A 23,085-nucleotide genomic window follows, 5' to 3' on the forward strand; every position below is an offset into this window, starting at 1 on the left:
CCAAAAGTCCGCCTTGCGGACTTTTGGCACCGCACTCGGGCTGGCCTATCCCCCGCGCCTGTCGGCGCGCCCCCCTTAACAGAAGGGGGGCTTTGCTCCAGATGCAATGCATGGTGCCAATGCAGTGCCTTCGGGGCCTCTGCATTCGACTATCTTCATCCCCGCGCAGGCGGGGGATCCAGGGACTTTCGGGCCGATTGCGGCAAAGTCACTGGGCCTCCCGCCTACGCGGGAGCGACGGTCGAAGTTTGCCTGGGCAGCCGTGCGTGCGGGCGGGCATCGGAAATGTCATGCCGGTGCGGCAATGGCGCCGGCTTCCGCCTTGTGGACGGGTGGGGAGCTACGGGCCGCCAGGCATGGCGGTTATGATCGGCGCATGAGCTCCGTTCCCCCCACCGGGATCTCCCGGATCTGTTTCCTGGCCAGCAATGCGCCGCCGGCGCAGCAAGCGCGCGGGCAGCTGGTGGCGCGCTATGGCGATCATTCCGCCGAAGAGGCCGACGTGCTGTGCGCGCTCGGCGGCGACGGCTTCATGCTGCAGACGCTGCACCGGCACGGCGCCGCCGGCAAGCCGGTGTTCGGCATGAAGCTGGGCTCGATCGGCTTCCTGATGAACCAGTACCGCGAGGACGACCTGTTCGAACGCCTGCAGCGCGCCGAACCGGCCAACCTGCGGCCGCTGGAGATGCTGGCGCAGACCGAGTCGGGCACCACCACCGGTTCGCTGGCCTACAACGAGGTTTCGTTGTTGCGGCAGACCCGGCAGGCGGCGCACCTGAGCGTGGACCTCAACGGCCAGACCCGCATCGACGAGCTGATCGGCGACGGCGTGCTGGTGTCCACGCCGGCCGGCAGCAGCGCCTACAACTATTCCGCGCACGGCCCGATCCTGCCCCTGGGCTCGCATACCCTGGCGCTGACGCCGATCGCGCCGTACCGGCCGCGGCGCTGGCGCGGGGCCATCCTCAAGGCCGATACCGAAGTGCGCTTCCGCGTGCTCGATCCCTACAAGCGCCCGGTCAGCGTCACCGCCGACTCGCACGAGACCCGCGACGTGGTGGAGGTGGTGATCCGCGAATCCCGCGAGCACCGGGTGACCTTGTTGTTCGACCCGGAACACAATCTGGAAGAGCGCATCTTCAGCGAGCAGTTCGTGGTGTGAGGCCGGGAGCCGGGAGCCGGCAAAGCGGCAAGCCTGCCTCGGGCCGAGTGCCGATGTGGGATGGCTCCAGTCCCGACAGAAGGCCGGTGAAGCCGTCGGGACTGAAGTCCCTCCCACAAAAAGCCGCGAGAAAGCTTCGGATCGCTTGACAGCCGAACCCGGGCAAAGATGCTTTTCCCGAATCCCGAATCCCGAATCCCGAATCCCGAATCCCGAATCTCGAATCCCGAATCCCGAATCCCGAATCCCGAATCCCGAATCCCGAATCCCGAATCCATGCCCGACAACACTCCACGCCTGCTGACGGTCGCCGTCACTTCACGCGCGCTATTCGACCTGGAAGAGGGGCACGCCTTGTTCGAGCGCGAGGGCGTGGAAGCCTATGCGGCCTACCAGCGTGCGCACGAGGACGACGTGCTCGCGCCCGGCGTCGCCTTCCCGGTGGTGCGCAAGCTGCTGGCGCTCAACGAGGGCGCGCCGCCGGACACGCCGCGGGTCGAGGTGATCCTGCTGTCGCGCAACTCCGCCGACACCGGCCTGCGCATCTTCAACTCGATCCAGCACTACGGGCTGGGCATCGTGCGCGCGACCTTCACCTCCGGCGAGGCGACCTGGCCCTACGTCAAGCCGTTCGGCACCGACCTGTTCCTGTCGGCCAACCCGGATTCGGTCCGGCGCGCGCTGTCGCACGGCATCGCGGCAGCGACGATCCTGCCGCGCAGCCCGGGCGAGCAGGCCGCTGCCGCCGAGGCGATCGTGGACAAGGACAATGCGCGCCTGCCGACCCAGCTGCGCATCGCCTTCGACGGCGATGCGGTGATCTTCGGCGACGAGAGCGAGCGGATCTCGCGCGAGCAGGGCGTGGAGGCGTTCGGCCGGCACGAGCAGCAACGCGCGCGCGAGCCGCTCAGCGGCGGACCGTTCCGCAACTTCCTGTCGGCGCTGCATGCGCTGCAGGCGGCGTTCCCGGCCGGCGAGGCCGCGCCGATCCGCACCGCGCTGGTCACCGCGCGCTCGGCGCCGGCGCACGAGCGGGTGATCCGGACCTTGCGCGAATGGGGCGTGCGCCTGGACGAGGCGCTGTTCCTGGGCGGGCGCCACAAGGGGCCGTTCCTGGAGGCGTTCGGCGCGGACATCTTCTTCGACGATTCGCAGCACAACATCGACAGTGCCCGCCAGCACCAGCGCGTGGCGGCCGGGCACGTGCCGCACGGCGTCGCCAATGACCCGCCGAAGTGAGCGCCGCGCACCCGGCGCGCCCTACGTGCGCCGGGGCTGGCGCTACGTCGAGCTGCAGTTCCGCGGCGAGGTGACCCAGACCCGGATGCTGCGCTGGTGCCCGTACTGGCTGCAGGTGGGCTATACCCGCACGATGCTGGCGGCGCTGCTGTCGAACCCGCATCCGGCGAACATCGGCATCGTCGGCCTCGGGGGCGGCGCCCAGGCCAAGTTCTGCTATCGCCATCTCCCGCGCAGCCGCATCGAGGCGGTCGAGAGCGACGCGGACGTGCTGGCGCTGCGCGATGCATTCCACGTGCCGCCCGACGATGCGCGTTTCTCGGTCGAGCAGGGGGATGGCGCGGCATGGTTGCGCTCGCGCGCCGGCCGCTACGACCTGCTGCTGGTGGACGCCTACGACGTGGACGGCATCCCGCCGGCACTGTCGACGCAGGCGTTCTACGAACGCTGCGCCGCCGCGCTCGTTCCCGGCGGGACCATGGCGACCAACCTGTACGCCACCGATGTGCGCGCGCACGTCAATCGCATGCGCCGCGCGTTCGACGGGCATGTCTGCGTGCTCGACGAGCCCGGCATGGAGAACAAGGTCGCCTTCGCCTGGCGCGGCGGGCCACCGGCCGTCGATGCGGAGACGGCGTTGCGCGCGTTGCCGTGGCTGGCCCGCCGGCAACTGGCGGCGCCGATGCGGCGGCTGGAGCGGAAGCTGCAACGGCGTTGCTGAGGCGCTGTCCCGCCGGCGCCTCGGTGCCTGGCAGTGGAGGGGAGGGCAACCGCCGGAGGGAGATCAGGGGGCGCCGGCCCGGTCGTCCTGCCAGACCTGGCCGGCCTCCAGCGCCAGGAAGCGCGACTGCGCGATGCCGCGCCGCGCCAGCTCGGCTTCCAGCAACTCCTTCGGTTCCATCCGGCCTTCGTCGGTCAGCTGGAAGGTCCCCCAATGCACGCCGAGCGCCTGCGTGGCGCCGCAGTCGAGCATGGCCTGCACCGCCTCGGCCGCGTCCATGTGCTGCGGGCGCATGAACCAGCGCGGTTCGTAGGCGCCGATCGGCAACAGCGCCAGGTCCGGGGCGCCCAGCCGTTCGCGCAGCTGGCGGAACGGCCAGCCGTTGCCGTAGCCGGTATCGCCGGCGACGTAGCAGCCGTATCCACCCCCGCGCAGGTGGAAGCCGCCCCACAGCGCCATGCGCCGGTCCGAGATACCGCGCGAGGACCAGTGCAAGGCCGGCGTCACGGTTATCTCGATCGGCCCCAGCTGGCACGACTGCCACCAGTCCAGCGCGGTCGCCGGCATGTCGGGCAGCGTGCGTGCGACCAGCGCGTCGTTGCCCAGCGGCGCGATCAACCGCGGCCGGTGTCCGCGGTGCAGCCGCCGCAGGGTGTGCAGGTCGAGATGGTCGTAGTGGTTGTGGGTGATCAGCACCGCATCGATGGGCGGCAGGTCGCCGAAGGCGATGCCCGGCGGCGCGAACCGGCGCGGGCCGAACCACTGCAACGGGCTGGCGCGCCCGGACCAGACCGGATCGACCAGCAGGTTGAGCCCGGCCACCTGGATCAGGACGCTGGCATGGCCGACCATGGTCACGGTCAGCGCATCCACGCGCGGCCGCGGCATGGCGGTCGCGATCGCCGCCAACGGCCGGCCCCAGCGCACGCGTTTGCCGGTCAGTTGCCAGCGCAGCAGGTCGCGCGGGCCGTGGTCGGTGGAAGGGTGGTCGGGGTTGAAGAAGCGCAGCCCGTCGAAGTGGTCGCTGGCCAGGCCGGTGTAGTAGGGGTTTCGGGTCACGGGGGTAGCGGCAGCACGATGTTGGTCAGTTTCCAGCGCAGGCCGTCGCGGCCGAGCACGAACACCACCGGCGTGCCGGCCTCGGTATGCATGGTGGCGGAGAACCGGGAAATGGAATCGAAGCGCCCTTCGTAGCGCGCCAGCGGCCGGTCGGGCCTGGGCGCGGCATAGGTGTCGCCGCCGACGGTGTCGCCGGTGGCGCGCTTCCACAGGGTGCGTCCTTGCAGCAGCGCGCCGATCCCGGCGGGCGTCGCCACGGCGTCCACGCCCGCGCCGGCGGCGCCGCCGGCGGCGCGCAGCGCGAACGCCCCGAGCAGGCTCGACTGCAGGCCCGGCCCGGCCTGGCGTACCAGGTAATCGTCGACCTGCGCCTTGAGGTTGGCGCGCAATGCCGGGAAATCCACGTGGCGCCCGAGGGCGGCCGTATCCTGGCGCTCGATCGCCTGGCCGATGGCACGGATGGCCAGGTAGGGCCCGGCGACGACGTAGCCCAGCAACGCGCAGAACACCAGGCACGGCGGGAGCCACCACCATCGCTTCATCGGCTGTTTCCTGCTCCGGAACCGGTGCAGCATACGCACGGCGCATGAACGCGCCAACAGGAACGATCGTGCCGCGCCGGCGGCCGGGGAGAGAAACGAGTGAAGAAGCTTGCAACGTGCCTGTTGGGCCTGGCATGGCTCCTGGCCGCGGGGCGTTCGGGGGCGGACGAGACTGCCACGGTCGGGGTCGTCGATTCCGACATCGCGCTGTTCTGGCAGGTCTACGACCGGGTCCGGGCCGAGCCCGAGCGCGACCGGCAACTGCAGTTGCTGCAGCACGGCTACCTGGACCGGGGCTCGCCGGGCCTGGCCGCGTTCGCGCAGGCCAAGGGCTACGATGCCGCCGCCTACGTCGACGCGATCCGCGCCTATCCGCGCTACTGGGATTCGATCCGCCCGCGCACCGGGCTGGTCGCGCCGGTGGTCGGCCGGGTCGAGCGGCACCTGCGACGGTTGCGGCAGGTCTACCCCGGCTTGCGCGATGCGTCCATCTACCTGGAGGTCGGCGCGCTGCGTTCGGCCGGCACCACCCTGGACGACAAGGTGTTGATCGGCGTGGAACTGGCCGCCGGCGACGGCACCGTCGATACTTCGCAGATGCCGGAGCGGCTGCAGCGCTTCTTCGCCGGTTATTTCGCCAGCCGTCCGCTGGACAACCTGGACCTGCTGCTGGTCCACGAGGCGGTGCACACGCAGCAGCGCGGCGCGCGCGGCAGCCTGCTCGCCCAGGCCGTGTACGAGGGCGTGGCCGATTTCGTCGCCGAGCAGGTGACCGGACGGCTGCCCGAACTGGATTACGTCCGCTACGGGCCGGCCCACGATGCGGCGATCCGCGCGGCATTCCGGAAGGACATGGCCGGCAACGACTACAGCGGGTGGCTCTACAACGACGCCGACAACCCGTTCGGGACGCGCGATCTCGGCTACTACGTCGGCTACGCGATCTGCGCGGGCTATTACCGGGCCAGTGCGGACCGGGCCGCGGCGATCCGCACGATGATCGAACTGGACCTTGCCGATGCCGCGGCGGTGCAACGCTTCGTCGATGCCTCCGGCTACTTCGGCCGCGACGCGGGGCGGTAACCGGCCCGGCGTCGGTTCAGAACTCCAGGTCCAGCGCCGCGCACAGGTAGTCGACGAACGGGCCGAGCGTCGCCAGGTCGGCGGCGACGGTCTGGCGCAGGCGCGGGCCGGTCATCGTGGCGTCGTCGAGCGGGCGCCACATCACCCAGTTGCGCTGCTTGAGGTCGTCCAGGAACTCGAAGTCGGCCGGGAAGCCGCGCGGCGGCCGCACCATCTTCTCTTCCTGCGCCAGTTCGAACTTGCGCCGCAGTTTCGGAGCGTGCGCGGCTGCCTTCCAACTGCCCGGGTTGTCGAAGATGAACTGCCGGATGCGGCGCTGCACTTCCGGCTCGGGGTGCCAGATGCCGGCGCCGACGAAGCTCTCGCCCGGCTGCAGGTGCAGGTAGAACGAGGGCGCCGGCACCTCGCGGCGGCGGGCGTGGAACAGGCGCGCGCCCTGCCAGCTCTTGTAGGGCGACTTGTCGTTGGAGAAGCGCGCATCGCGGTAGATGCGGAACAGCGAGCCGCCCTGGCTGCGCGGGTCGGCGCGGAAGTGCTCGCTGACCCCGGCCAGCGCCGGCTGCAGGTCGGTCAGCAGGCGCAGGAACGGCTGGCGCACGTGTTCCTCGTACTGCGCCTTGTGCGCGTTGAACCAGGTCTTGTCGTTGTGGCGGGCCAGGCCGCGCAGGAACTTGAAACTGGCATCGGTGAAGTAGGTCGTCATAGCGAACGCTGCAGGTCGTGGCCCCAGGCCGCCAACTGGTCGAGCAGTGCCAGCTTGGCGGCATCGTGGGCGTGGGCGAGGCGCAGATCGGCGATCTGCGCCCAGAACTGGTCGAAACTGGTTTCTGACAGGCCGCTGTCGGCCATCAGGCGGTGGCGGCGGTAATCGTCCCAGCGCGCCTGCTGGTCGAACGACAGCGTCTGCGGCCAGTTGCGCGCCTGGTAGCGGAACAGCAACTCGGGCATGCGTTCGTCGCGGAAGCGCGATGCCAGCGCCGGCAGGTCGGCCGGCGCGCTGGCGCGCACCAGGGGCATCAGGCGGCGGTCGCCTTCCGCCAGGAAGCCGTCGTACAGCGAGGCGTCCACGTCCCCGGGCGGGACCGCGCGCTCGGTGCCGAATACCCTGCGCACCTTCTCGGCCAGTTCGGGCCCGGCCTGGCGCAGGCGCGCGGCCTTGGCTTCCACGGCGGCCGGATCGATGCACAGGCGGTCGAAGTCCGGCGCGCGCAGGTGGTTCCAGGCCACCAGCGCCGGCACCTTGTTGGTATGGACCTCCTTGAGGGCGATGCGTTGCTCGCCTTCGGGCAGGTCGGCCGCCGGCGTGTACAGGCGATCGGCGATCTCCTCGGGCGACATCCGCAGCAGCGGCTCGATCTCGCCGTCCAGGTCGAACACGATCACGCGGCTGTCGATGCGCGGGTGCCTGGCCAGCGGCAGCACCGGCGCGGCGCACATGCGCGCGGCCGGGTAGCGCTGGGAGACGTGCAGTACCGGCGTGGGCGCGATCACGTCGAGCAGGCCGGAGGCGTAGCGCTTGTCGCGCAGGCGCAGCGCGTATTCCCACATGCGCGGCTGGTGGCGCTTGAACAGGCGCGCCATGCCGATCGTGGCGAACACGTCCGACAGGGCCTCGTGCGCGTCGCCCTCGCGTACGCCGTTGGCCTCGGCCAGGTGCTCGAGCTTGAACGAGGTCGCGCCGTCGTCCCGCTTGGGCCAGGCGATGCCTTCCGGGCGCAGCGCATGCAGCAGGCGCAGCATGTCGAGCAGGTCCCAGCGCGAGTTGCCGCCGCGCCATTCGCGCTCGTAGGGATCGTAGAAGTTGCGGAACAGGCCGTGGCGGACGAACTCGTCGTCGAAGCGCAGCGTGTTGTAGCCGAGCGTGCAGGTCTCCGGGCGCGCCATCAGCTCGACGATGCGCGCGAACGCCTCGGCCTCGTTGATGCCTTCGAGCCGCGCCCGCTGCGGCGCGATGCCGGTGACCAGCGTGGCATGGGGCGAGGGCAGCAAGTCGTCGGCTGGCCGCACGAAGAAGCTGACCGGTTCCTCGACCACGTTGAGTTCGGCATCGGTGCGCACGGCGGCGAACTGCGCGATGCGGGTCTTGCGCGGATCCTGGCCGAAGGTTTCGAGGTCGTAGAAGAGAAAGCTGGCGGGCATGCAGGGACGATCGGGGAGGGCGCGGCCATTCTACGGCGGCTTTGGTGGATGTCCCTACGGGGTGCGGCTTGCCCATCGTCGCGCCTCTCCCATCGGGGCGAGAGGGCACGGCTTGCGTGCCGCTGGCGTGGGCCGGGGCGTGGCGATGCGTTCTTCGATGCGATGGCTGCCGAGCCCTCGCGGCGCGGCTTCGCCCGTACCCTCATCGGCGCTTCGCGCCTTCTCCCGGAAGGAGAAAGGGAGAAGCCTTCCCATGCCGCAGGCATTGCGCCATACGCCGGGCATCCAGGCGTGTGCGAGCCAGGGGCTCGCAAGCCACGCGTCTAGGCCGCGGGAGGAGAAGGCCGGGCGCTCAATGCGCGCCCTCCAGCGGCGCCAATCGCGCGTGCACGGTCCTTTCCAGCGCGGTCCAGTCGATCCGCGACAGGTCGCGATGCCCGCGCGTGGCCTCGACCAGGATGTCCCGCTGGATTTCGCTGCGCTGCAACGCCGTCGCATACGGCGTGCGCAGGAACGTCACCATCGTGTAGTGCGGCACGAAGCGCGTCGGCCAGCGAGCCTGCAGTTCGCGTTCGAGTTCGCGCTGGAGCAGGAAGTCCGCATCGTCGACGCGGTCGCGCATCTCGACGTAGTTCTCCAGCGCCATTCGCTGGATCGCCTGCGCGTTCGGCTTGCGCTCGCGTTCGAAGGCGGCGAAGGCCCGTTCGATGTCGTCGTGCGCGCACAGCATGTCGGCCAGGGCCACGCAGTCCTCGAACGCGCAGTTCATTCCCTGGCCGTGGAACGGCACCATCGCGTGCGCGGCGTCGCCGACCAGCGCGGCGCGGCCGCCGAGGTGCCAGCGGTCCAGGTAGAGGGTGCCGAGCAGGCCCGGCGGATGTTCTTCCCAGTCCTGCTTCAGGCGCGGGATCAGCGGCAAGGCGTCCGGGAACTCGCGCGCGAACAGCGCAAGCGCCTCGTCGCCGGTGCGGGTGGTGGCGAAACTCGGCTCGCCCTCGTTGGGCAGGAACAGCGTGACGGTGAAGGTGCCGCCATCGTTGGGCAGGGCGATGCACATGTAGTGGCCGCGCGGCCAGATGTGCAACGCATTGCGCTCGATCCGGAACCCTCCGTCCTCGGCCGGGGGGATCTCGAGCTCCTTGTAGGAGTGGTCGAGGAACTCGGTCCGCTCGCCGAGCGGGCTCTTGCGGTTCATCGCCGCGCGCAGCGCCGAACCCGCGCCGTCGGCGCCGACCAGGGTCCGGAAATGGATGTCGTGCGGTTGGTCGTCGCGGTCGTCGATGAAACGCGCGTAGCCGGCGTCGAAATCGACGGTGTGCAGGCGCCGGTAGAAGTGGATCCGCGCGCCGGCCTGTTCGGCCAGTTCCAGCAGCACCAGGTTGAGGTCGGCGCGATGGATCGACCAGATCACCTCGCTGTCGTCGCGGCCGTAGCGCTGCAACTGCGCGGCGGCGCCGGCCGGGTGCACCATGCGCCCGCGCATCATCACCGCGCGCGCCATCACCGCGTCCTCGGCGCCGGCCTGGCGCAACGCATGGCGCCCGCGTTCGGCGAGCGCGAGGTTGATCGACCGGCCCGATTCGTATCCCTTCACGCGCGGGTCGCCGCGTCGTTCGTAGACGGTGACGTCCCAGCCGCGCCGGGAAAGAAGGATCGCCAGCAGCGAGCCGGCGAGGCCGGCGCCGACCAGGGTGAGGGAGCGTTGCGTGACGTTCAACGGAGCATCCAGAAGAGGAAGAATCCTGTGGGAGGGACTTCAGTCCCGACGGGCTTTACCGGTAAAACCCGTCGGGACTGAAGTCCCTCCCACAGATGAGGTCTAGTGCCGGCCTGCCCAGCGCTCCACTTCCTCGACGAAGTGGTGCAGGTCGGCGAAGCGGTTGTACATCGGCACCGGGGAGATGCGGATCACGTCCGGCTCGCGCCAGTCGCCGAGCACGCCGGCCGATTGCAGGTACTCGAACAGCGAGCGCCCGCGCTCGCGGCCGCCGATCACGCGCAGGGACAGCTGGCAGCCCCGCCGCGTCGGTTCGGACGGCGTGACGATCTGCAGCACCTGGGACAGGCGCGCGTGGATCAGCGCTTCCAGCAACCCGGTGAGCTGCTCGGACTTGCGCCGCAGCGCGGGCATGCCGGCCTGGTCGAACAAGGCGAGCGAGGCGCGCAGCGGCGCGATCGCCAGGATCGGCGGGTTGCTCAGCTGCCAGCCTTCCGCGCCGGGCGTGGGCACGAACTCCGGCGCCATCCGGAAGCGGGTCTGCTTCTCGTGGCCCCACCAGCCGGCGAAGCGGGGCAGGCCGGCGCGCGCGTGGCGCTCGTGCACGAAGCACCCGGCGACCGCGCCGGGGCCGGCATTGAGGTATTTGTAGTGGCACCACACCGCGAAATCGGCGCCGTCCTCGTGCAGCGACAACGACAGGTTGCCGACCGCGTGGGCCAGGTCGAAGCCCACGGCCGCGCCTTGGGCGCGCGCGAGCCGGACGATCTGCGCCAGGTCGAACGCCTGCCCGGTGCGGTACTGCACGCCCGGCCACAGCACCAGCGCGAGCCGCGGGCCATGCTCGGCGATGGCGCGTTCGATCGCCGCCATCGAGATGGTGCCGTCGGGCTCGTCGGCGTCCACCTCGATCAGGTCGGTGGCCGGGTCGAAGCCGTGGAAGCGGATCTGCGACTCCACGGCATGCCGGTCCGACGGGAACGCGCCGGCCTCGATCAGGATCGCCGGCCGTTCCGGGGTCGGGCGATAGAAGCTGACCATCATCAGGTGCAGGTTGACGCTCAGCGAGTTCATCGCCACCACTTCGACCGGCTTGGCGCCGACCAGCCGCGCCAGCGGTCCGGTGACCAGCTCCTGGTAGGTCATCCATTGCGCCTGCCCGGTGAAGTGGCCTTCCACGGCCAGCGTGCCCCAGTGGTCGAGCACTTCCTGGATCATCGCCTTGGCGCCGCGCGGCTGCAGGCCCAGCGAGTTGCCGACGAAGTAGGTCTGTTCGCCGTCGCCGTGGCGCGGGAACAGGAACTCCCCGCGCAGGTGGCGAAGCGGATCTTCCGCGTCGAGCGCGAGGGCGTGGGTGCGAGAGAGCGGTTCGGTCATGGGCTGGGCGGTGCAGGAACAGGCCCGCAGTGTATCGCCGTGGGAAGGTTTCCAGTCCCGACGGGGCTTCCCCGGGAAAGCCCCGTCGTTACCGAAGTCCCTTCCACGGGAGCGTTCGTGTCCGTCGCTATGCCCGATGGCGCGCCGGGACCGGGTGCACCTCGCCGCACGCGCCGCAGGTGCGCAGCGCCTCGGAGCCATAGAAGCGCTCGAACACCGGCGGGAAGTCGGCCTCGATGTTCTTCAGCGGGAAGTACTCCTCGTACAGCTTGTGGTTGCACTTCCCGCAGAACCACATCAGTCCGTCCTGTTCGTGCGGCAGGCGCCTGCGTTCGACCACCAGCCCGACCGAGTCGGGCATGCGCTGCGGCGAATGCGGCACCTTCGGAGGCAGCAGGAAGATCTCGCCGGCGCGGATCGGGATGTCGCGGACCCGGCCGTCCTCCTGCACCTTCAGCACCATCTCGCCTTCCAGCTGGTAGAACCACTCGGGGCCTTCGTCGTAGTGGTAGTCGGTGCGCGCGTTGGGCCCGCCGACGACCATGACGATGAAGTCGTCCTGCTGGATGCACTTGTTGCCGACCGGGGGCTTGAGCAGGTGCCGGTGCTCCTCGATCCAGGCCTGCAGGTTGATGGGCGAGGGCAGCATGGCGGCTCCGGTCGGTGAGGGGTCAGCGTTCTTCGCGATCGGCCTGGATGCGCGCCAGCGCAGCCTGGTAGCGCTCGTCGAGTTCTTCCGGCCGGGCGACGTCCATGCCCAGGTCGTGCACCCGGCCGTCGCGCAGGCTGTAGACCCAGCCGTGCACGGCCAGCGCCTGGCCGCGGTTCCATGCGTCCTGCACGACCGTGGTGCGGGCGACGTGCACGACCTGCTCGAGCACGTTCAGCTCGCACAGGCGCGCATGCTGCATCGACAGCTCCCCGGCGTCGTGCAGGCAGCCGGCATGCTTGTCGGCGACGTCGGTGACGTGGCGGATCCAGTTGTCGACGAGGCCGAGCCGCTGCTGGGTCAGGCTGGCGTAGACGCCGCCGCAGCCGTAGTGGCCGACCACCAGGATGTGCTTGACCTTGAGCACGTCGACCGCGAACTGGATCGTGGACAGGCAGTTCAGGTCGGTGTGCACGACCACGTTGGCGACGTTGCGGTGCACGAACACCTCGCCCGGCGCCATGTCGATGATCTGGTTGGCCGGCACGCGCGAATCGGAGCAGCCGATCCACAGGTATTCGGGCTTCTGCTGCTTGGAAAGCCGCGCGAAGAACTCCGGGTCCTCGCGATGGATCCGTTCGGACCATTCGCGGTTGTTTTCGAGCAATTGGGTCAGTGAACTCATCGGGGGATGCTCCAGTAGCCGCGAGGCGGCTGGAAGGGAATGGATCAGCCTGGCGAAGCCTCGCGGCGCGGGCGCCAGCGTTGCATCCAGGCGGCGGTGTCGCGGGCGTCCTGCGCCGGCTGGCGCCCCAGCGCCTCGATCACCGCATCGGCATTGGCTTGCGGATGGTTCTGGCTCAGCTTCAGCTTGAGCTCGATCGAGGCCGCCTCGAAACGGAAGCCGACGATGCCGCGCAGCTGGCGCACGTGCTCGGGACGGTCGATCTCGAACCGCCAGTCGCTGCCGATGCCGGATTCGAAGGCATCGCCGAGGCGCGTCACCAGGTCCGCCAGCAGGGCCTCGTCGCGGTAGGGCAGCAGCCGGCCCTTCAGGTGGGCGACCGCGTAGTTCCAGGTCGGTACGCGCGCGGCGGCTTCCTTGTCGGGGTACCAGCCCGGCGAGACGTAGGCGTGCGGGCCGTGCGCGGTCGCCAACGCCTCGCCTTCGTGCACGGCCTGCGGGTTGGGGCGCGCCCAATGGCCTTCCAGCACCACGGCGTCGCCGTCGCGCGCATACAGCACGGGCAGGTGGCTGACCTGCGGCAGCAGGCCCTCGCCCGGCGTGACCAGCGTGACGAAGGGATCGCGCGCGAACAGGTCGTCCAGCGCGGTCAGGTCGGTGCCGGCGAAGGCGCGGGGCGTGTACATCTCAAGCGCGATGCCCGAGGGTGACCGTCATCAGGCCGCGCAGCTCCTCGTCGCTGCCGGCGCTGGGCGGGGCGATCTCGCCCAGCGAGAAGCCGCGCGCCAGCGCGTCCTCCTCGTCGAGGCCGTCGAAGGCCACGAACTCGGCGTCGAACAGGGCCGCGCGCGCGCTGTCCTCGCTGTCGTAGACCAGTACCTTGCCGTCGCTGTCGAGCACTTCGGCGGTACCGGCGTCCTTCACCCGTAGCCGTGCCCAGATCAGCAGCCGGCCGAGCGTGGCCAGCCACCACTGATCGTATGCGCGGTTGGATTCGTTCATTGCATCACCTTGGACAGCAGGGCCAGCAGGGCGGCCATGCCCAATCCGGCGAAAATGGTCAGCAGCGCCAGCCAGGCCGGCGTGGCCAGGCCCGACAGGCTGCCGTCGCGCTCGCTGCGGTAGCGGCGTTCGAGCAGCCAGCGCAGCGCCGCCGGGTTGAGGAAGGCGCCCTGGCCGAACGCCTCGGCCAGCGCCGGATGGCGGTCGCGGACGTGCACCAGGGTCAGCGGCCAGAAGATCACGAACGCGCAGAAGCCGGCCACCGCGACGCCGACGAAGCAAAGGGCGAAGAACAGGGTCATGCGTGCATCGCTCCCAGCAGGCGCGGGGCGAACGCCCCCAGCACCAGGGCGGCGGCGGTGATCCACAGCGGCTTGAGCGCATGGGTCACGGCCGTGCGCGCCTCGGCGGTCTCCCACCACGAGCCGCCGCCGTGGCGCGAGGCCATCCGCTGCAGCTTGGCGGCACGGACGATGGCGACGATGGCCGCCACCATCGCCACTACGTAGAGCGCCAACTGCACCGTCACCGCCAGTTGCAGCATGGCCTAGGGCCCGCCGACGCCGCCGGGACGGGGCACGGCGGCCCGGAGGGCCGCGCCTGGGCAGGCATGGTGCCACGTCGTCACTGGGTCTTTCGTCGACATAAGCTTCCTCGTTCTCCCTTGCCCCGCGCGCGTCCAGGCACGGCGCGACGTGTCGCTAGAACTCCGCGCTGCCCGGCGCGCGCGGGTACGGGATCGCGTCGCGGATGTTGGACAGGCCGCAGACGTAGACCACCAGGCGCTCGAAGCCCAGGCCGAAGCCGGCATGCGGCACCGAGCCGTAGCGGCGGAAGTCGCGGTACCACTGGTAGTGCTCCGGATCCAGGCCGAACTGCGCCATGCGCGCGTCCAGCACGTCCAGGCGCTCCTCGCGCTGGCTGCCGCCGATGATCTCGCCGATCCCGGGCGCCAGCACGTCCATCGCCGCGACGGTCTTGCCATCGTCGTTCAGGCGCATGTAGAAGGCCTTGATGTGCTCGGGGTAGTTGGTCACCACCACCGGCCGGCCGACGTGTTCCTCGGTCAGCCAGCGCTCGTGCTCGGTCTGCAGGTCCAGGCCCCATTCGACCGGGAAGTCGAACTTCTTGCCGGACTTCTGCAGCAGCGCGATCGCGTCGGTGTACTCGATCCGCTCGAACGGCGAGTTGATGAAGTTCTCCAGCTTGCTGACCGCGGTCTTGTCCACGCGCTCGGCGATGAAGGCCAGGTCGTCGGCGCGCTCGTCCAGCACCGCCTTGAACAGGTACTTGAGGAACTGCTCGGCCACGCGCGCGTCCTCGGCCAGGTCGGCGAAGGCGATCTCCGGCTCGATCATCCAGAACTCGGCCAGGTGGCGGGTGGTGTGGCTGTTCTCGGCGCGGAAGGTCGGGCCGAAGGTGTAGACCTTGCTCAGCGACAGGGCGTAGGCCTCGACGTTGAGCTGGCCGGAGACGGTCAGGAAGGTCTCCTTGCCGAAGAAGTCGCGGCTGAAGTCGACCTCGCCCTTGTCGGTGCGCGGCAGGTTGACCAGGTCCAGCGTGGAGACGCGGAACATCTGCCCGGCGCCCTCGGCGTCGGAGGTGGTGATGATCGGCGTGGAGATCCAGAGGTAGCCGTTCTCGTGGAAGAAGCGGTGCACCGCCTGCGCCAGGCAGTTGCGGATGCGGGCGACCGCGCCGAACAGGTTGGTGCGCGGGCGCAGGTGCGCGACCTCGCGCAGGAACTCCAGCGAGTGCGCCTTGGGCTGGATCGGGTAGGTCTCCGGGTCCTCGACCCAGCCGACCACCTCGATCGACTGCGCCTGGATCTCGAACGCCTGGCCCTGGCCCTGCGAGGCGACCAGCGTCCCGGTGGCGATCACCGAGCAGCCGGCGGTGAGCTTCTTCACTTCCGACTCGTAATTGGGCAGGTCGGACGGGGCGACCACCTGGATCGCGGCGAAGCAGGAGCCGTCGCTGACATTGACGAAGCTCAGGCCCGCCTTGGAATCACGCCGGGTACGCACCCAGCCACGGACCGTCACTTCGCCGCCGGCCGGGATCTTCCCGGCAAGCGCATGTTCAACGCTGACCACCGTCATGATTGTTCCTTTGCCACGGCAAACCGCTATAGGGGCCGCCCAGTTTAAAGGCGGAGCGGAGCGGGCGCGAGATACCTGAACGGGTGGGTTGAACCCGGGCCGATGCGTCCCATCTTTGTCGAGGCGATCGCGGCAGGCGTCGGATCCGCCGGATTTCCCGGCGAGCCTCGCCCTGCCGGCCGCCTCGTATAATCGTCAAGTCCGTCCGGAGTGGAACCCATGGCCGTCACCCTCACCCCCGTCGCCCTCGAGCGCGTACGCCGCTTCACCCAGCAGACCCCCGGCGCGCTGGGCCTGCGCTTCGGCGTGACCCGTACCGGGTGTTCGGGCTGGGGCCACGTCACCGACCTGGCGCGCGAGCAGCGCGAGGACGACACGGTGTTCGAGCAGGACGGCGTGCGCATCTACGTCGACGCGCAGAGCCTGCCGCTGGTGGACGGTACCCGCATCGACTTCGGCAAGCACGGGCTGAGCGAGACCTTCACCTTCCAGAATCCCAACGCCACCGCCGAGTGCGGCTGCGGGGAGAGCTTCACGACGGACGCCTCGCACGCGGCGTGATGGCCGCGTCCATCGCGTGCCCGGCCGGCCGCCCCGGGGCGGGCGGTTGCGGGCGCCTGCGCGAACTGCCATAATTTCGAGCTTCCTGCCCGCGACCCGGGCGGGATTTCCTTGCTCCACCGGCCGCTTGGCGGATCCCGGGGGGCTGTCCGGCCCGCGTGGCCACATCCGAAAGGTAACGAACTAACATGAGTCGTCATTACGAAATCGTGTTCCTGGTCCATCCGGACCAGAGCGAACAGGTCCCGGCCATGATCGAGCGCTACAAGAGCTTGGTCGAGAACGGCAACGGCAAGATCCACCGCCTGGAAGACTGGGGCCGCCGCCAGCTGGCCTACCCGATCCAGAACCTGGTGAAGGCGCACTACGTGCTGATGAACATCGAAGCCGACCAGGCCGTGCTGAACGAGCTGGTCGAAAGCTTCCGCTTCAACGACGCCGTGCTGCGCAACCTGGTCATCAAGCGCGATGGCCCGGACACCGAGCAGTCGCTGATCATGAAGAGCAAGGACGAGAAGGGCGACAAGCCCGAGCGTGGCGAGCGTCGTCGTCGTGACGACGAAGAGGGCGACAGCAATGCCGCCGCCGACAACGACGGCGACAACGCCGAAGCCGCCTAAGGAGCACACCCATGTCCAAGTTCTTCCGCCGCCGCAAGTTCTGCAAGTTCACCGCCGAGGGCGTCAAGGAGATCGACTACAAGGATCTCAACACCCTGCGCCAGTACCTGACCGAGAACGGCAAGATCGTGCCGAGCCGCGTCACCGGCACCAAGTCGAAGTACCAGCGCCAGCTGGCCACGGCCGTCAAGCGCGCCCGCTTCCTGGCCCTGATCCCGTACACCGACAACCACGACGTTTGATCCGAGTCCCTCGGAAGAGCCCGCACATCCGTGTGCGGGTTTTCAACAGGAAAGCATCCTCCGATGACTTTTCTGGCGTCTTTCCCGTCCTATTCGGACAGCAAGCGTTGCGGCGGCCGCGTGCCGCCGCTAACGAATAACGGAGCATTACGATGGAACTGATTCTTCTGCAGAAGGTGACCAACCTCGGCAACCTGGGCGACAAGGTCAGCGTGAAGCCGGGCTACGGCCGCAACTACCTGGTGCCGCAGGGCAAGGCCGTGCCGGCCACCGAGGCCAACGTCGCCGCGTTCGAGGCCAAGCGTGCCGAGTACGAGGCCAAGGCCAAGGCCAGCCACGACGAGGCCCAGGCCCGTGCCGCCAAGTTCGAGGGCGCGAGCGTGACCATCGCCGCGCACGCCTCGACCGAAGGCAAGCTGTACGGCTCGGTGGGTCCGCGCGACATCGCCGAGGCCTTCACCGCCGCCGGCCTGCCGCTGTCCAAGAGCGAGGTCATCCAGGGCGAGGGCGCGTTCCGCCAGATCGGCGAGTACGACGTGCTCCTGCACCTGCATGCCGACGTCGAGGTCACGGTCAAGGTCGTGGTCGAGGCCGACGTCTGATCCGCCTGGCGGATCGATCGCTGTAAACCGAGACGGGCGCCCCTTGGGCGCCCGTCTTCTTTTGGCGCTGCCCATCTTCCTCGCGGGAGGGGCTTTCGTCCCGGCGCCAGGCCGGTAGGGCCCGCCGGGGGCGGAGTCCCTCCGCACAATCGCCGGCCAATGCCAACGGCGCCCATCATGAGGCGGTGGCGGCCGGTCGGGGCGTCGGCGCCCAGACCGCATTGCCCCGGGGCGTATCCACCCGGTAGTCCGAATAGTGCCGGTCGAGGATGTCCCGGCCCAGCGCGCGTGCGGCGTCCAGCGGCCGGCGCGGGTCGTGCGCGACTTCGCCGCGGGCATTGCCCACGCCGTGCACGAAGCCGGCGAATTGCGAATGGGTGTAGCGCGCATATTCCTGCAACTGGTGCACGATGCCCTGCGCCACGCCGGGGTAGCTTTCCTCCGAGGCGACCACCAGGCCCAGGCGCTTGCCGGTCATGCGGCGCTTGACCTCCTCCGACTGCGGATGCGAGGCGACGTAGTAGGCGAACGAGCGATCGAAGAACGCCTTGGTCTGCGCCGACATGCCGTACCAGTAGACCGGCGTGCAGAACACCACGCCGGCCGCGGGCAGGAAGTGCTCGAGGAACAGCTCGCCGTAGCGATCGGCCGCGGGAGGTGCCTGCCGGATATCGGTCAGCAGGCCGGCGATGTAGTCGTCGGCGAAACGGATGCTGGCGTCGAGGCCGGCTTCCGAAGCGCCCTCGGCGACCGCCTGGGCCATCAGGGCGCTGTTGCCGTCGCGGCGCGGGCTGCCGACGAGGATCAGTAAGCGTTTATCTGGATGAGCTTGATTCATTTGTCGTCCTGCTTGGGATGGCGATGGAGGCGTTGATTCTTCAGCTTGGACGAGGTTCGCGACAAACGATGGTTTTTCACCGATGATGAATTGAATTCATCCATGGGAGATGACCCCTGTGTTCGCTTCGCTGCCGCTGTCCGGGTTGCGCGCGTTCGAGGCGGCCGCGCGCTGGCTCAGCTTCAAGCGCGCCGCGGCCGAGCTGTCGGTGACGCCGACCGCCGTCTCGCACCAGATCCGCAATCTCGAGCGCACCCTCGGCTTCGCCCTGTTCGAACGACGTCCGCGCGGATTGGCCCTCACGGCCAAGGGCGCGCAATTGTTCGAAGGCGTGCATGGCGCCCTGCAGGAGGTGGCCTGGACGCTGGAGCGGCTCAGGCCGGAGCCGGACGCCGGCACGGTCACGCTGACCACGACGCACTCCTTCGCCGCTGTGGCTGGTGCCCAGGCTCGGGCGCTTCTACGAGGCGCATCCGCGCTACCAGGTGCTGCTGGAGACCGGACCGGAGGTGCTCGACCTGCAAAGGAACGCCGGCGTGGACCTCGCCATCCGCTACGGCGGCGGCCCCTATCCCGGGCTGCGCGAACTGGCGGTCCTTGCCGAGCGGTTCGGCGTGTACGGCGCGCCGGCGCAGGTGGCGGGGGCGACGCTGCAGGTGCCCAGGCGCATCACCGTCCGCTGGCGGGACTCGCGCCTGTACGAGGAGGCCTGGCAACGCTGGTGCGCCGCCGCCGGCGAGGCGTGGCCGGAGGAGGAGCCGCGGGTCTACGACGAGGAGAGCTATGCGCTGCAGGCCGCGATGGCGGGCCAGGGGCTGGTCATGGCCAGCTCGCTCATGGTCGCCGAGGCCGTGGCGAACGGCCTGCTGTGCGCGTACCGGCCGGAAATCGCGGTGCCCGGCGGCAGCTACGCCGTGCTCTGCGTCCCGGGCCGGGAGCGGCGCCCGGCCGTGGCGGCGTTCCTGGAGTGGATGGCGGGCCAGGTCGCCGCGCCGGCATGAACGGGCGAGGCCGATCCGGGGCGAACCGCCCCCCGGCCCGGCGGCGTCGCCCTACAGCCGGCTATACTCATCCCCGACTGCCGTTTCGCGATCCGGGTCTCCTTGAAGATCATGGGTTTACGAACGGATTCCTTCCGGAATACTGAGGTGCCGCCGCGACCGGCCTGGCACTGGAAATCTCCCGCCCAATGCGCCTGTCCACGATCAAGCTGTCCGGTTTCAAGTCGTTCGTCGATCCGACCACGCTGCACCTGCCGACCAACATGACCGGCATCGTTGGTCCGAACGGCTGCGGCAAGTCGAACATCATCGATGCGGTGCGCTGGGTGATGGGCGAAAGCTCGGCCAGCCGCCTGCGCGGCGACTCGCTGACCGACGTGATCTTCTCCGGCTCCTCGGCGCGCAAGCCGGTGGCGCAGGCGACGGTGGAGCTGATCTTCGACAATTCCGACCACGCGATCAGCGGCGAGTACGCCTCGTTCAACGAGATCTCGGTCAAGCGCACGGTCAGCCGCGACGGCACCAGCGCCTACTACCTCAACGGCACCAAGTGCCGCCGCCGCGACATCACCGACCTGTTCCTCGGCACCGGCCTGGGCCCGCGCAGCTACTCGATCATCGAGCAGGGCATGATCAGCCAGATCATCGAGGCGCGCCCGGAAGACCTGCGCATGTACCTGGAAGAGGCCGCCGGCATCTCCAAGTACAAGGAGCGGCGCAAGGAGACCGAGAACCGCATCCGCCACACGCGCGAGAACCTGGATCGCCTCAACGACCTGCGCGAGGAAATCACCAAGCAGCTGGCGCACCTGCAGCGCCAGGCCAAGCAGGCCGAGCAGTACCAGGCGCTGCAGGAGGAGCGCCGGGTCAAGGACGCCGAATGGAAGGCGCTGCAGTACCGCAACCTGGACGGGCGCCTGCAGGGACTGCGCGAGAAGCTGTCGCAGGAGGAGACCCGCCTGCAGCAGCTGATCGCCGAGCAGCGCGAGGCCGAGGCCCGCATCGAGACCGGCCGCGTGCGCCGCGAGGAAGCGGCCGAGGCGATGGCCAGGGCGCAGGCCGATGTCTACCAGGTGGGCAGCACGCTGGCCCGCATCGAGCAGCAGATCCAGCACCAGCGCGAGCTGTCGCAGCGCCTGCACAAGGCGCGCGACGAGGCGCAGAGCCAGCTGCAGGAGCTGATCCAGCACATCAGCAGCGATTCGGCGAAGCTGGCGGTGCTGCAGGAGGCGGTGGCGCAGGCCGAGCCGAAGCTGGAGCAGTTGCGCGAGGAGAACGAGTTCAAGCAGGAGGCGCTGCGCGAGGCCGAGGCGCGGCTGGCCGACTGGCAGCAGCGCTGGGAAAGCCACAACCGCGACACCGGCGAGGCCTCGCGCGCCGGCGAGGTGGAACGCACCCGCGTCGACTACCTCGACAAGCAGGCGATGGAAGCCGAGCGCCGGCGCGAGGCCCTGGTCAGCGAGCGGGCGGGCCTGGACCTGGAGGCTCTGAACGAGGCCTTCGAGGAACTGCAGCTCCAGCACGAGACGCAGCGCACCGCGCTGGACGGCCTCACCGAGCAGGTCGAGGAGCGCAAGGAAGCGGTGACGGCGCTGCAGGAACAGCAGCGCACCAGCCAGGCCGAGCTGGCCGACGTGCGCAAGCAGGCGCAAGCCGCGCGCGGCCGCCTCTCGTCGCTGGAAACCCTGCAGCAGGCCGCGCTGGGCCAGGAGCAGGGCGCGGCGGTGGCATGGCTCAAGGCGCGCGGGCTGGATTCGGCCGCGCGCGTCGGCGAGCGCATCACGGTCGAGTCGGGCTGGGAGAACGCGGTCGAAAGCGCGCTCGGGCAGTTGATCGAAGGCGTGCTGGTCGACGACCCGGGCGCGCTGGTCGATGCGCTGGGCGAGCTGGGCGAGGGTCGCATCGCGCTGGTCGCCGACCAGGCGGGCGAAGGCGAGTTCGCGCCGACCTCGCTGGCCGCCAAGGTGCGCGGACCGCTGGCGATCCGACGCCTGCTGGCGCGCCTGCACGGCGCCGACGACCTGGCCGCCGCGCGCGCGCTGCAGGGCCGGCTGGGCGAGGGCGATTCGGTGATCACCCGCAACGGCGAACGCCTGGGCGACGGCTGGGTGCGCGTGTCGAGCTCCGGCGCGGCCAAGCAGGGCGCGCTGCTGCGCGAGCGCGAGATCCAGGAGCTGCGCGCGCAGATCGAGACGCTGCAGGAGCGCGAGGCCGAGCTGGAGCGGCGGCTCTCGAGCTTCCGCGACCAGTTGCTCGCGGCCGAGCAGCAGCGCGAGGAAGCCCAGCGCCAGCTGTACGTGGCGCATCGCAGCGCCTCCGAGCTGGCCGGTCGCTTGCAGAGCCACCAGGGCAAGGTCGAGGCCGCGCGCAACCGGATCGAGCGGATCGAGAGCGAACTGGCGCACCTGGTGGAAACGCTGGATGCCAGCCGCGAGCAGGCGCGCGAGGCGCGCGCCAAGCTGGAGGACGCGGTCGAGCGCATGGGCGACCTGGAAAGCGCGCGCCAGGCGCTGGAGGCCGAGCGCCGCCAGCTCACCGAAGCGCGCGACCAGGCCCGCGACGCCGCGCGCAGCGTGCGCGACGCCTCGCACGCGCTGGCGCTGACGCTGGAGTCGCAGCGCACCCAGATCGCCTCGCTGAGCCAGACCCTGGAGCGCATGGGCAACCAGCGTGGCCAGCTCGACACCCGCCTGGAGGACCTGATCGCCCAGCTCAGCGAGGGCGACTCGCCGGTGGTGGAGCTGGAGCAGCAGCACCAGGCCGCGCTCAGCGAGCGGGTGCGCACCGAGCGCGTGCTGGCCGAGGCGCGCTCGCAGTTGGAAGGCATCGACGGCGAACTGCGCGGCCTGGAGCAGACCCGCCAGCAGCGCGACGAGCAGGCGCTGGCGCAGCGCGAACGGATCTCCCAGCGCAAGCTCGACCAGCAGGCGCTGGTGCTCAGCGCCGAACAGTTGCAGGCCGAGGTGGAGAAGGCCGGCTTCGTGCTGCAGGACGTGGTCAATGGCTTGCCCGACGGCGCCGACATCGGCGAGTGGGAACAGAACGTGGCGCAGATCGATGCGCGCATGCGCCGGCTGGAGCCGGTCAACCTGGCGGCGATCCACGAGTACGGCGAGGCCGCGCAGCGCGCCGAGTACCTGGAGGCGCAGAACGTCGACCTGACCACCGCGCTGGAGACGTTGGAGGAGGCGATCCGCAAGATCGACCGCGAGACCCGCGGACGCTTCAAGGACACGTTCGACCGCGTCAACGCCGGCGTGCAGGCGCTGTACCCGCGGCTGTTCGGCGGCGGCCACGCCTATCTGGAACTGACCGGCGAGGACCTGCTCGATACCGGCGTATCGATCATGGCGCGCCCGCCGGGCAAGCGCGTATCGAACATCTCGCTGCTGTCCGGCGGCGAGAAGGCGATGACCGCGGTGGCGCTGGTGTTCGCGATCTTCCAGCTCAACCCGGCGCCGTTCTGCCTGCTCGACGAGGTCGACGCGCCGCTGGACGAGGCCAACGTCGGCCGCCTGGCCAACATGGTCAAGGAGATGAGCGAGAAGGTGCAGTTCCTGTTCGTCAGCCACAACAAGGCGACGATGGAGGCGGCCTACCAGCTGTCCGGCGTGACCATGCGCGAGCCCGGGGTGAGCCGCCTGGTCAGCGTGGACCTGGAAGAGGCCGCGCGTTTGGCCGGCGCGGCCTGACGTGCCATGCTTTTGGCGAGTCCCTCGCAGGAGCACGGCACCTCCATGGGCC

Annotated in this window: 24 protein-coding genes and 1 pseudogene; 11 read left to right on the forward strand and 14 right to left on the reverse strand. The window is 69.7% G+C overall.

What is annotated here, in order from left to right; genetic code table 11:
* The first annotated feature begins 376 nt into the window (after positions 1 to 376).
* From M3M27_RS08370 to M3M27_RS08380, 3 genes are all read left to right on the forward strand, one after another.
* Positions 377 to 1,162: an NAD kinase gene (locus M3M27_RS08370; RefSeq protein WP_140718712.1), complete on the forward strand. Its 786-nt coding sequence runs from the start codon at positions 377 to 379 to the stop codon at positions 1,160 to 1,162.
* Between the two features lie 276 nt (positions 1,163 to 1,438).
* Positions 1,439 to 2,401 (forward strand): 5'-nucleotidase, encoded by a 963-nt coding sequence (locus tag M3M27_RS08375; protein ID WP_140718711.1) that lies wholly within the window; start codon positions 1,439 to 1,441, stop codon positions 2,399 to 2,401.
* Positions 2,385 to 3,122, forward strand: a complete 738-nt coding sequence (locus M3M27_RS08380; protein WP_434027754.1) for a transferase — start codon at positions 2,385 to 2,387, stop codon at positions 3,120 to 3,122. Before M3M27_RS08375 ends, M3M27_RS08380 begins: the two co-directional genes overlap by 17 nt.
* A gap of 63 nt (positions 3,123 to 3,185) precedes the next feature.
* Here M3M27_RS08380 and M3M27_RS08385 read toward each other — a convergent pair whose 3' ends face one another.
* Both M3M27_RS08385 and M3M27_RS08390 read right to left on the reverse strand, forming a co-directional pair.
* Complete coding sequence (locus M3M27_RS08385; protein ID WP_434027755.1) at positions 3,186 to 4,181, reverse strand: MBL fold metallo-hydrolase; 996 nt, start codon at positions 4,179 to 4,181, stop codon at positions 3,186 to 3,188.
* Positions 4,178 to 4,723, reverse strand: a complete 546-nt coding sequence (locus M3M27_RS08390; RefSeq protein ID WP_434027756.1) for a DUF2939 domain-containing protein — start codon at positions 4,721 to 4,723, stop codon at positions 4,178 to 4,180. Before M3M27_RS08390 ends, M3M27_RS08385 begins: the two co-directional genes overlap by 4 nt.
* A gap of 99 nt (positions 4,724 to 4,822) precedes the next feature.
* Between M3M27_RS08390 and M3M27_RS08395 the strand changes: the two genes are divergently transcribed.
* Positions 4,823 to 5,806, forward strand: coding sequence for a hypothetical protein (locus tag M3M27_RS08395; RefSeq protein ID WP_140718707.1), 984 nt, complete (start codon positions 4,823 to 4,825; stop codon positions 5,804 to 5,806).
* A gap of 16 nt (positions 5,807 to 5,822) precedes the next feature.
* On the opposite strand, the gene M3M27_RS08400 is transcribed toward M3M27_RS08395, so the two are convergent.
* The 11 genes from M3M27_RS08400 to asnS form a co-directional block, all read right to left on the reverse strand.
* Positions 5,823 to 6,509 (reverse strand): DUF2461 domain-containing protein, encoded by a 687-nt coding sequence (locus M3M27_RS08400; RefSeq protein ID WP_434027757.1) that lies wholly within the window; start codon positions 6,507 to 6,509, stop codon positions 5,823 to 5,825.
* Positions 6,506 to 7,945: an exodeoxyribonuclease I gene (sbcB, locus tag M3M27_RS08405; protein WP_434027758.1), complete on the reverse strand. Its 1,440-nt coding sequence runs from the start codon at positions 7,943 to 7,945 to the stop codon at positions 6,506 to 6,508. Before sbcB ends, M3M27_RS08400 begins: the two co-directional genes overlap by 4 nt.
* A gap of 352 nt (positions 7,946 to 8,297) precedes the next feature.
* Positions 8,298 to 9,662, reverse strand: coding sequence for an FAD-dependent oxidoreductase (locus M3M27_RS08410; RefSeq protein WP_434027759.1), 1,365 nt, complete (start codon positions 9,660 to 9,662; stop codon positions 8,298 to 8,300).
* Positions 9,663 to 9,764: 102 nt separating this feature from the next.
* On the reverse strand, positions 9,765 to 11,039 hold the full coding sequence (kynU, locus tag M3M27_RS08415) for a kynureninase (RefSeq protein WP_434027760.1): 1,275 nt from the start codon (positions 11,037 to 11,039) through the stop codon (positions 9,765 to 9,767).
* 127 nt (positions 11,040 to 11,166) lie between these two features.
* The gene (locus M3M27_RS08420) at positions 11,167 to 11,688 is read right to left on the reverse strand and encodes a 3-hydroxyanthranilate 3,4-dioxygenase (RefSeq protein WP_140718702.1); all 522 of its coding nucleotides are present in this window, start codon (positions 11,686 to 11,688) and stop codon (positions 11,167 to 11,169) included.
* A gap of 22 nt (positions 11,689 to 11,710) precedes the next feature.
* A complete protein-coding gene (gene can / locus M3M27_RS08425) occupies positions 11,711 to 12,373 on the reverse strand; it encodes a carbonate dehydratase (RefSeq protein ID WP_140718701.1) in 663 nt (220 codons plus the stop codon).
* 44 nt (positions 12,374 to 12,417) lie between these two features.
* Positions 12,418 to 13,059 (reverse strand): FMN-binding negative transcriptional regulator, encoded by a 642-nt coding sequence (locus tag M3M27_RS08430; protein WP_434027761.1) that lies wholly within the window; start codon positions 13,057 to 13,059, stop codon positions 12,418 to 12,420.
* A gap of 1 nt (position 13,060) precedes the next feature.
* Positions 13,061 to 13,375, reverse strand: coding sequence for a hypothetical protein (locus M3M27_RS08435; protein WP_140718699.1), 315 nt, complete (start codon positions 13,373 to 13,375; stop codon positions 13,061 to 13,063).
* Entirely contained in the window at positions 13,372 to 13,677 is a 306-nt protein-coding gene (locus M3M27_RS08440) for a hypothetical protein (RefSeq protein ID WP_434027762.1), read from the reverse strand. Before M3M27_RS08440 ends, M3M27_RS08435 begins: the two co-directional genes overlap by 4 nt.
* Positions 13,674 to 13,919: a hypothetical protein gene (locus M3M27_RS08445; RefSeq protein WP_140718697.1), complete on the reverse strand. Its 246-nt coding sequence runs from the start codon at positions 13,917 to 13,919 to the stop codon at positions 13,674 to 13,676. Before M3M27_RS08445 ends, M3M27_RS08440 begins: the two co-directional genes overlap by 4 nt.
* A gap of 157 nt (positions 13,920 to 14,076) precedes the next feature.
* Positions 14,077 to 15,477, reverse strand: a complete 1,401-nt coding sequence (gene asnS / locus M3M27_RS08450; protein WP_140718696.1) for an asparagine--tRNA ligase — start codon at positions 15,475 to 15,477, stop codon at positions 14,077 to 14,079.
* A 219-nt stretch (positions 15,478 to 15,696) separates the two neighbouring features.
* Here asnS and M3M27_RS08455 point away from each other — a divergent pair, with 219 nt between their 5' ends.
* The 4 genes from M3M27_RS08455 (at position 15,697) to rplI (ending at position 17,502) form a co-directional block, all read left to right on the forward strand.
* Positions 15,697 to 16,038, forward strand: coding sequence for a HesB/IscA family protein (locus M3M27_RS08455; protein ID WP_140718695.1), 342 nt, complete (start codon positions 15,697 to 15,699; stop codon positions 16,036 to 16,038).
* A 188-nt stretch (positions 16,039 to 16,226) separates the two neighbouring features.
* Positions 16,227 to 16,658, forward strand: coding sequence for a 30S ribosomal protein S6 (rpsF, locus tag M3M27_RS08460; protein WP_140718694.1), 432 nt, complete (start codon positions 16,227 to 16,229; stop codon positions 16,656 to 16,658).
* An 11-nt stretch (positions 16,659 to 16,669) separates the two neighbouring features.
* Positions 16,670 to 16,900, forward strand: coding sequence for a 30S ribosomal protein S18 (gene rpsR / locus M3M27_RS08465; RefSeq protein ID WP_002804494.1), 231 nt, complete (start codon positions 16,670 to 16,672; stop codon positions 16,898 to 16,900).
* A gap of 152 nt (positions 16,901 to 17,052) precedes the next feature.
* On the forward strand, positions 17,053 to 17,502 hold the full coding sequence (gene rplI / locus M3M27_RS08470; protein WP_434027763.1) for a 50S ribosomal protein L9: 450 nt from the start codon (positions 17,053 to 17,055) through the stop codon (positions 17,500 to 17,502).
* Positions 17,503 to 17,677: 175 nt separating this feature from the next.
* Here the strand turns inward: rplI and M3M27_RS08475 are convergent, their stop codons facing one another.
* Positions 17,678 to 18,340, reverse strand: coding sequence for a flavodoxin family protein (locus M3M27_RS08475; RefSeq protein ID WP_140718692.1), 663 nt, complete (start codon positions 18,338 to 18,340; stop codon positions 17,678 to 17,680).
* Positions 18,341 to 18,449: 109 nt separating this feature from the next.
* Here M3M27_RS08475 and M3M27_RS08480 point away from each other — a divergent pair.
* The 3 genes and pseudogenes from M3M27_RS08480 to smc all read left to right on the forward strand — a co-directional run.
* Positions 18,450 to 18,641 (forward strand): annotated as a pseudogene (locus tag M3M27_RS08480) (LysR family transcriptional regulator); the annotation flags it as partial.
* 139 nt (positions 18,642 to 18,780) lie between these two features.
* A complete protein-coding gene (locus M3M27_RS08485) occupies positions 18,781 to 19,341 on the forward strand; it encodes a LysR substrate-binding domain-containing protein (protein ID WP_434027764.1) in 561 nt (186 codons plus the stop codon).
* 188 nt (positions 19,342 to 19,529) lie between these two features.
* Entirely contained in the window at positions 19,530 to 23,033 is a 3,504-nt protein-coding gene (gene smc / locus M3M27_RS08490; RefSeq protein ID WP_434027765.1) for a chromosome segregation protein SMC, read from the forward strand.
* Positions 23,034 to 23,085: the final 52 nt, after the last annotated feature.

Origin of the sequence: Xanthomonas boreopolis (genome assembly GCF_046529185.1) — a bacterium.
Lineage (GTDB): Bacteria > Pseudomonadota > Gammaproteobacteria > Xanthomonadales > Xanthomonadaceae > Pseudomonas_S > Pseudomonas_S boreopolis.

Bases quoted from the DNA above. Each gene is read 5' to 3' on its own strand.
- M3M27_RS08370 (WP_140718712.1), top strand. From the start codon at position 377: ATGAGCTCCGTTCCCCCCACCGGGATCTCCCGGATCTGTTTCCTGGCC.
- M3M27_RS08375 (WP_140718711.1), top strand. From the start codon at position 1,439: ATGCCCGACAACACTCCACGCCTGCTGACGGTCGCCGTCACTTCACGC.
- M3M27_RS08380 (WP_434027754.1), top strand. From the start codon at position 2,385: ATGACCCGCCGAAGTGAGCGCCGCGCACCCGGCGCGCCCTACGTGCGC.
- M3M27_RS08390 (WP_434027756.1), bottom strand. From the start codon at position 4,723: ATGAAGCGATGGTGGTGGCTCCCGCCGTGCCTGGTGTTCTGCGCGTTG.
- M3M27_RS08400 (WP_434027757.1), bottom strand. From the start codon at position 6,509: ATGACGACCTACTTCACCGATGCCAGTTTCAAGTTCCTGCGCGGCCTG.
- sbcB (WP_434027758.1), bottom strand. From the start codon at position 7,945: ATGCCCGCCAGCTTTCTCTTCTACGACCTCGAAACCTTCGGCCAGGAT.
- kynU (WP_434027760.1), bottom strand. From the start codon at position 11,039: ATGACCGAACCGCTCTCTCGCACCCACGCCCTCGCGCTCGACGCGGAA.
- M3M27_RS08420 (WP_140718702.1), bottom strand. From the start codon at position 11,688: ATGCTGCCCTCGCCCATCAACCTGCAGGCCTGGATCGAGGAGCACCGG.
- can (WP_140718701.1), bottom strand. From the start codon at position 12,373: ATGAGTTCACTGACCCAATTGCTCGAAAACAACCGCGAATGGTCCGAA.
- M3M27_RS08430 (WP_434027761.1), bottom strand. From the start codon at position 13,059: ATGTACACGCCCCGCGCCTTCGCCGGCACCGACCTGACCGCGCTGGAC.
- M3M27_RS08435 (WP_140718699.1), bottom strand. From the start codon at position 13,375: ATGAACGAATCCAACCGCGCATACGATCAGTGGTGGCTGGCCACGCTC.
- M3M27_RS08440 (WP_434027762.1), bottom strand. From the start codon at position 13,677: ATGACCCTGTTCTTCGCCCTTTGCTTCGTCGGCGTCGCGGTGGCCGGC.
- M3M27_RS08445 (WP_140718697.1), bottom strand. From the start codon at position 13,919: ATGCTGCAACTGGCGGTGACGGTGCAGTTGGCGCTCTACGTAGTGGCG.
- asnS (WP_140718696.1), bottom strand. From the start codon at position 15,477: ATGACGGTGGTCAGCGTTGAACATGCGCTTGCCGGGAAGATCCCGGCC.
- M3M27_RS08455 (WP_140718695.1), top strand. From the start codon at position 15,697: ATGGCCGTCACCCTCACCCCCGTCGCCCTCGAGCGCGTACGCCGCTTC.
- rpsF (WP_140718694.1), top strand. From the start codon at position 16,227: ATGAGTCGTCATTACGAAATCGTGTTCCTGGTCCATCCGGACCAGAGC.
- rpsR (WP_002804494.1), top strand. From the start codon at position 16,670: ATGTCCAAGTTCTTCCGCCGCCGCAAGTTCTGCAAGTTCACCGCCGAG.
- rplI (WP_434027763.1), top strand. From the start codon at position 17,053: ATGGAACTGATTCTTCTGCAGAAGGTGACCAACCTCGGCAACCTGGGC.
- M3M27_RS08475 (WP_140718692.1), bottom strand. From the start codon at position 18,340: ATGAATCAAGCTCATCCAGATAAACGCTTACTGATCCTCGTCGGCAGC.
- smc (WP_434027765.1), top strand. From the start codon at position 19,530: ATGCGCCTGTCCACGATCAAGCTGTCCGGTTTCAAGTCGTTCGTCGAT.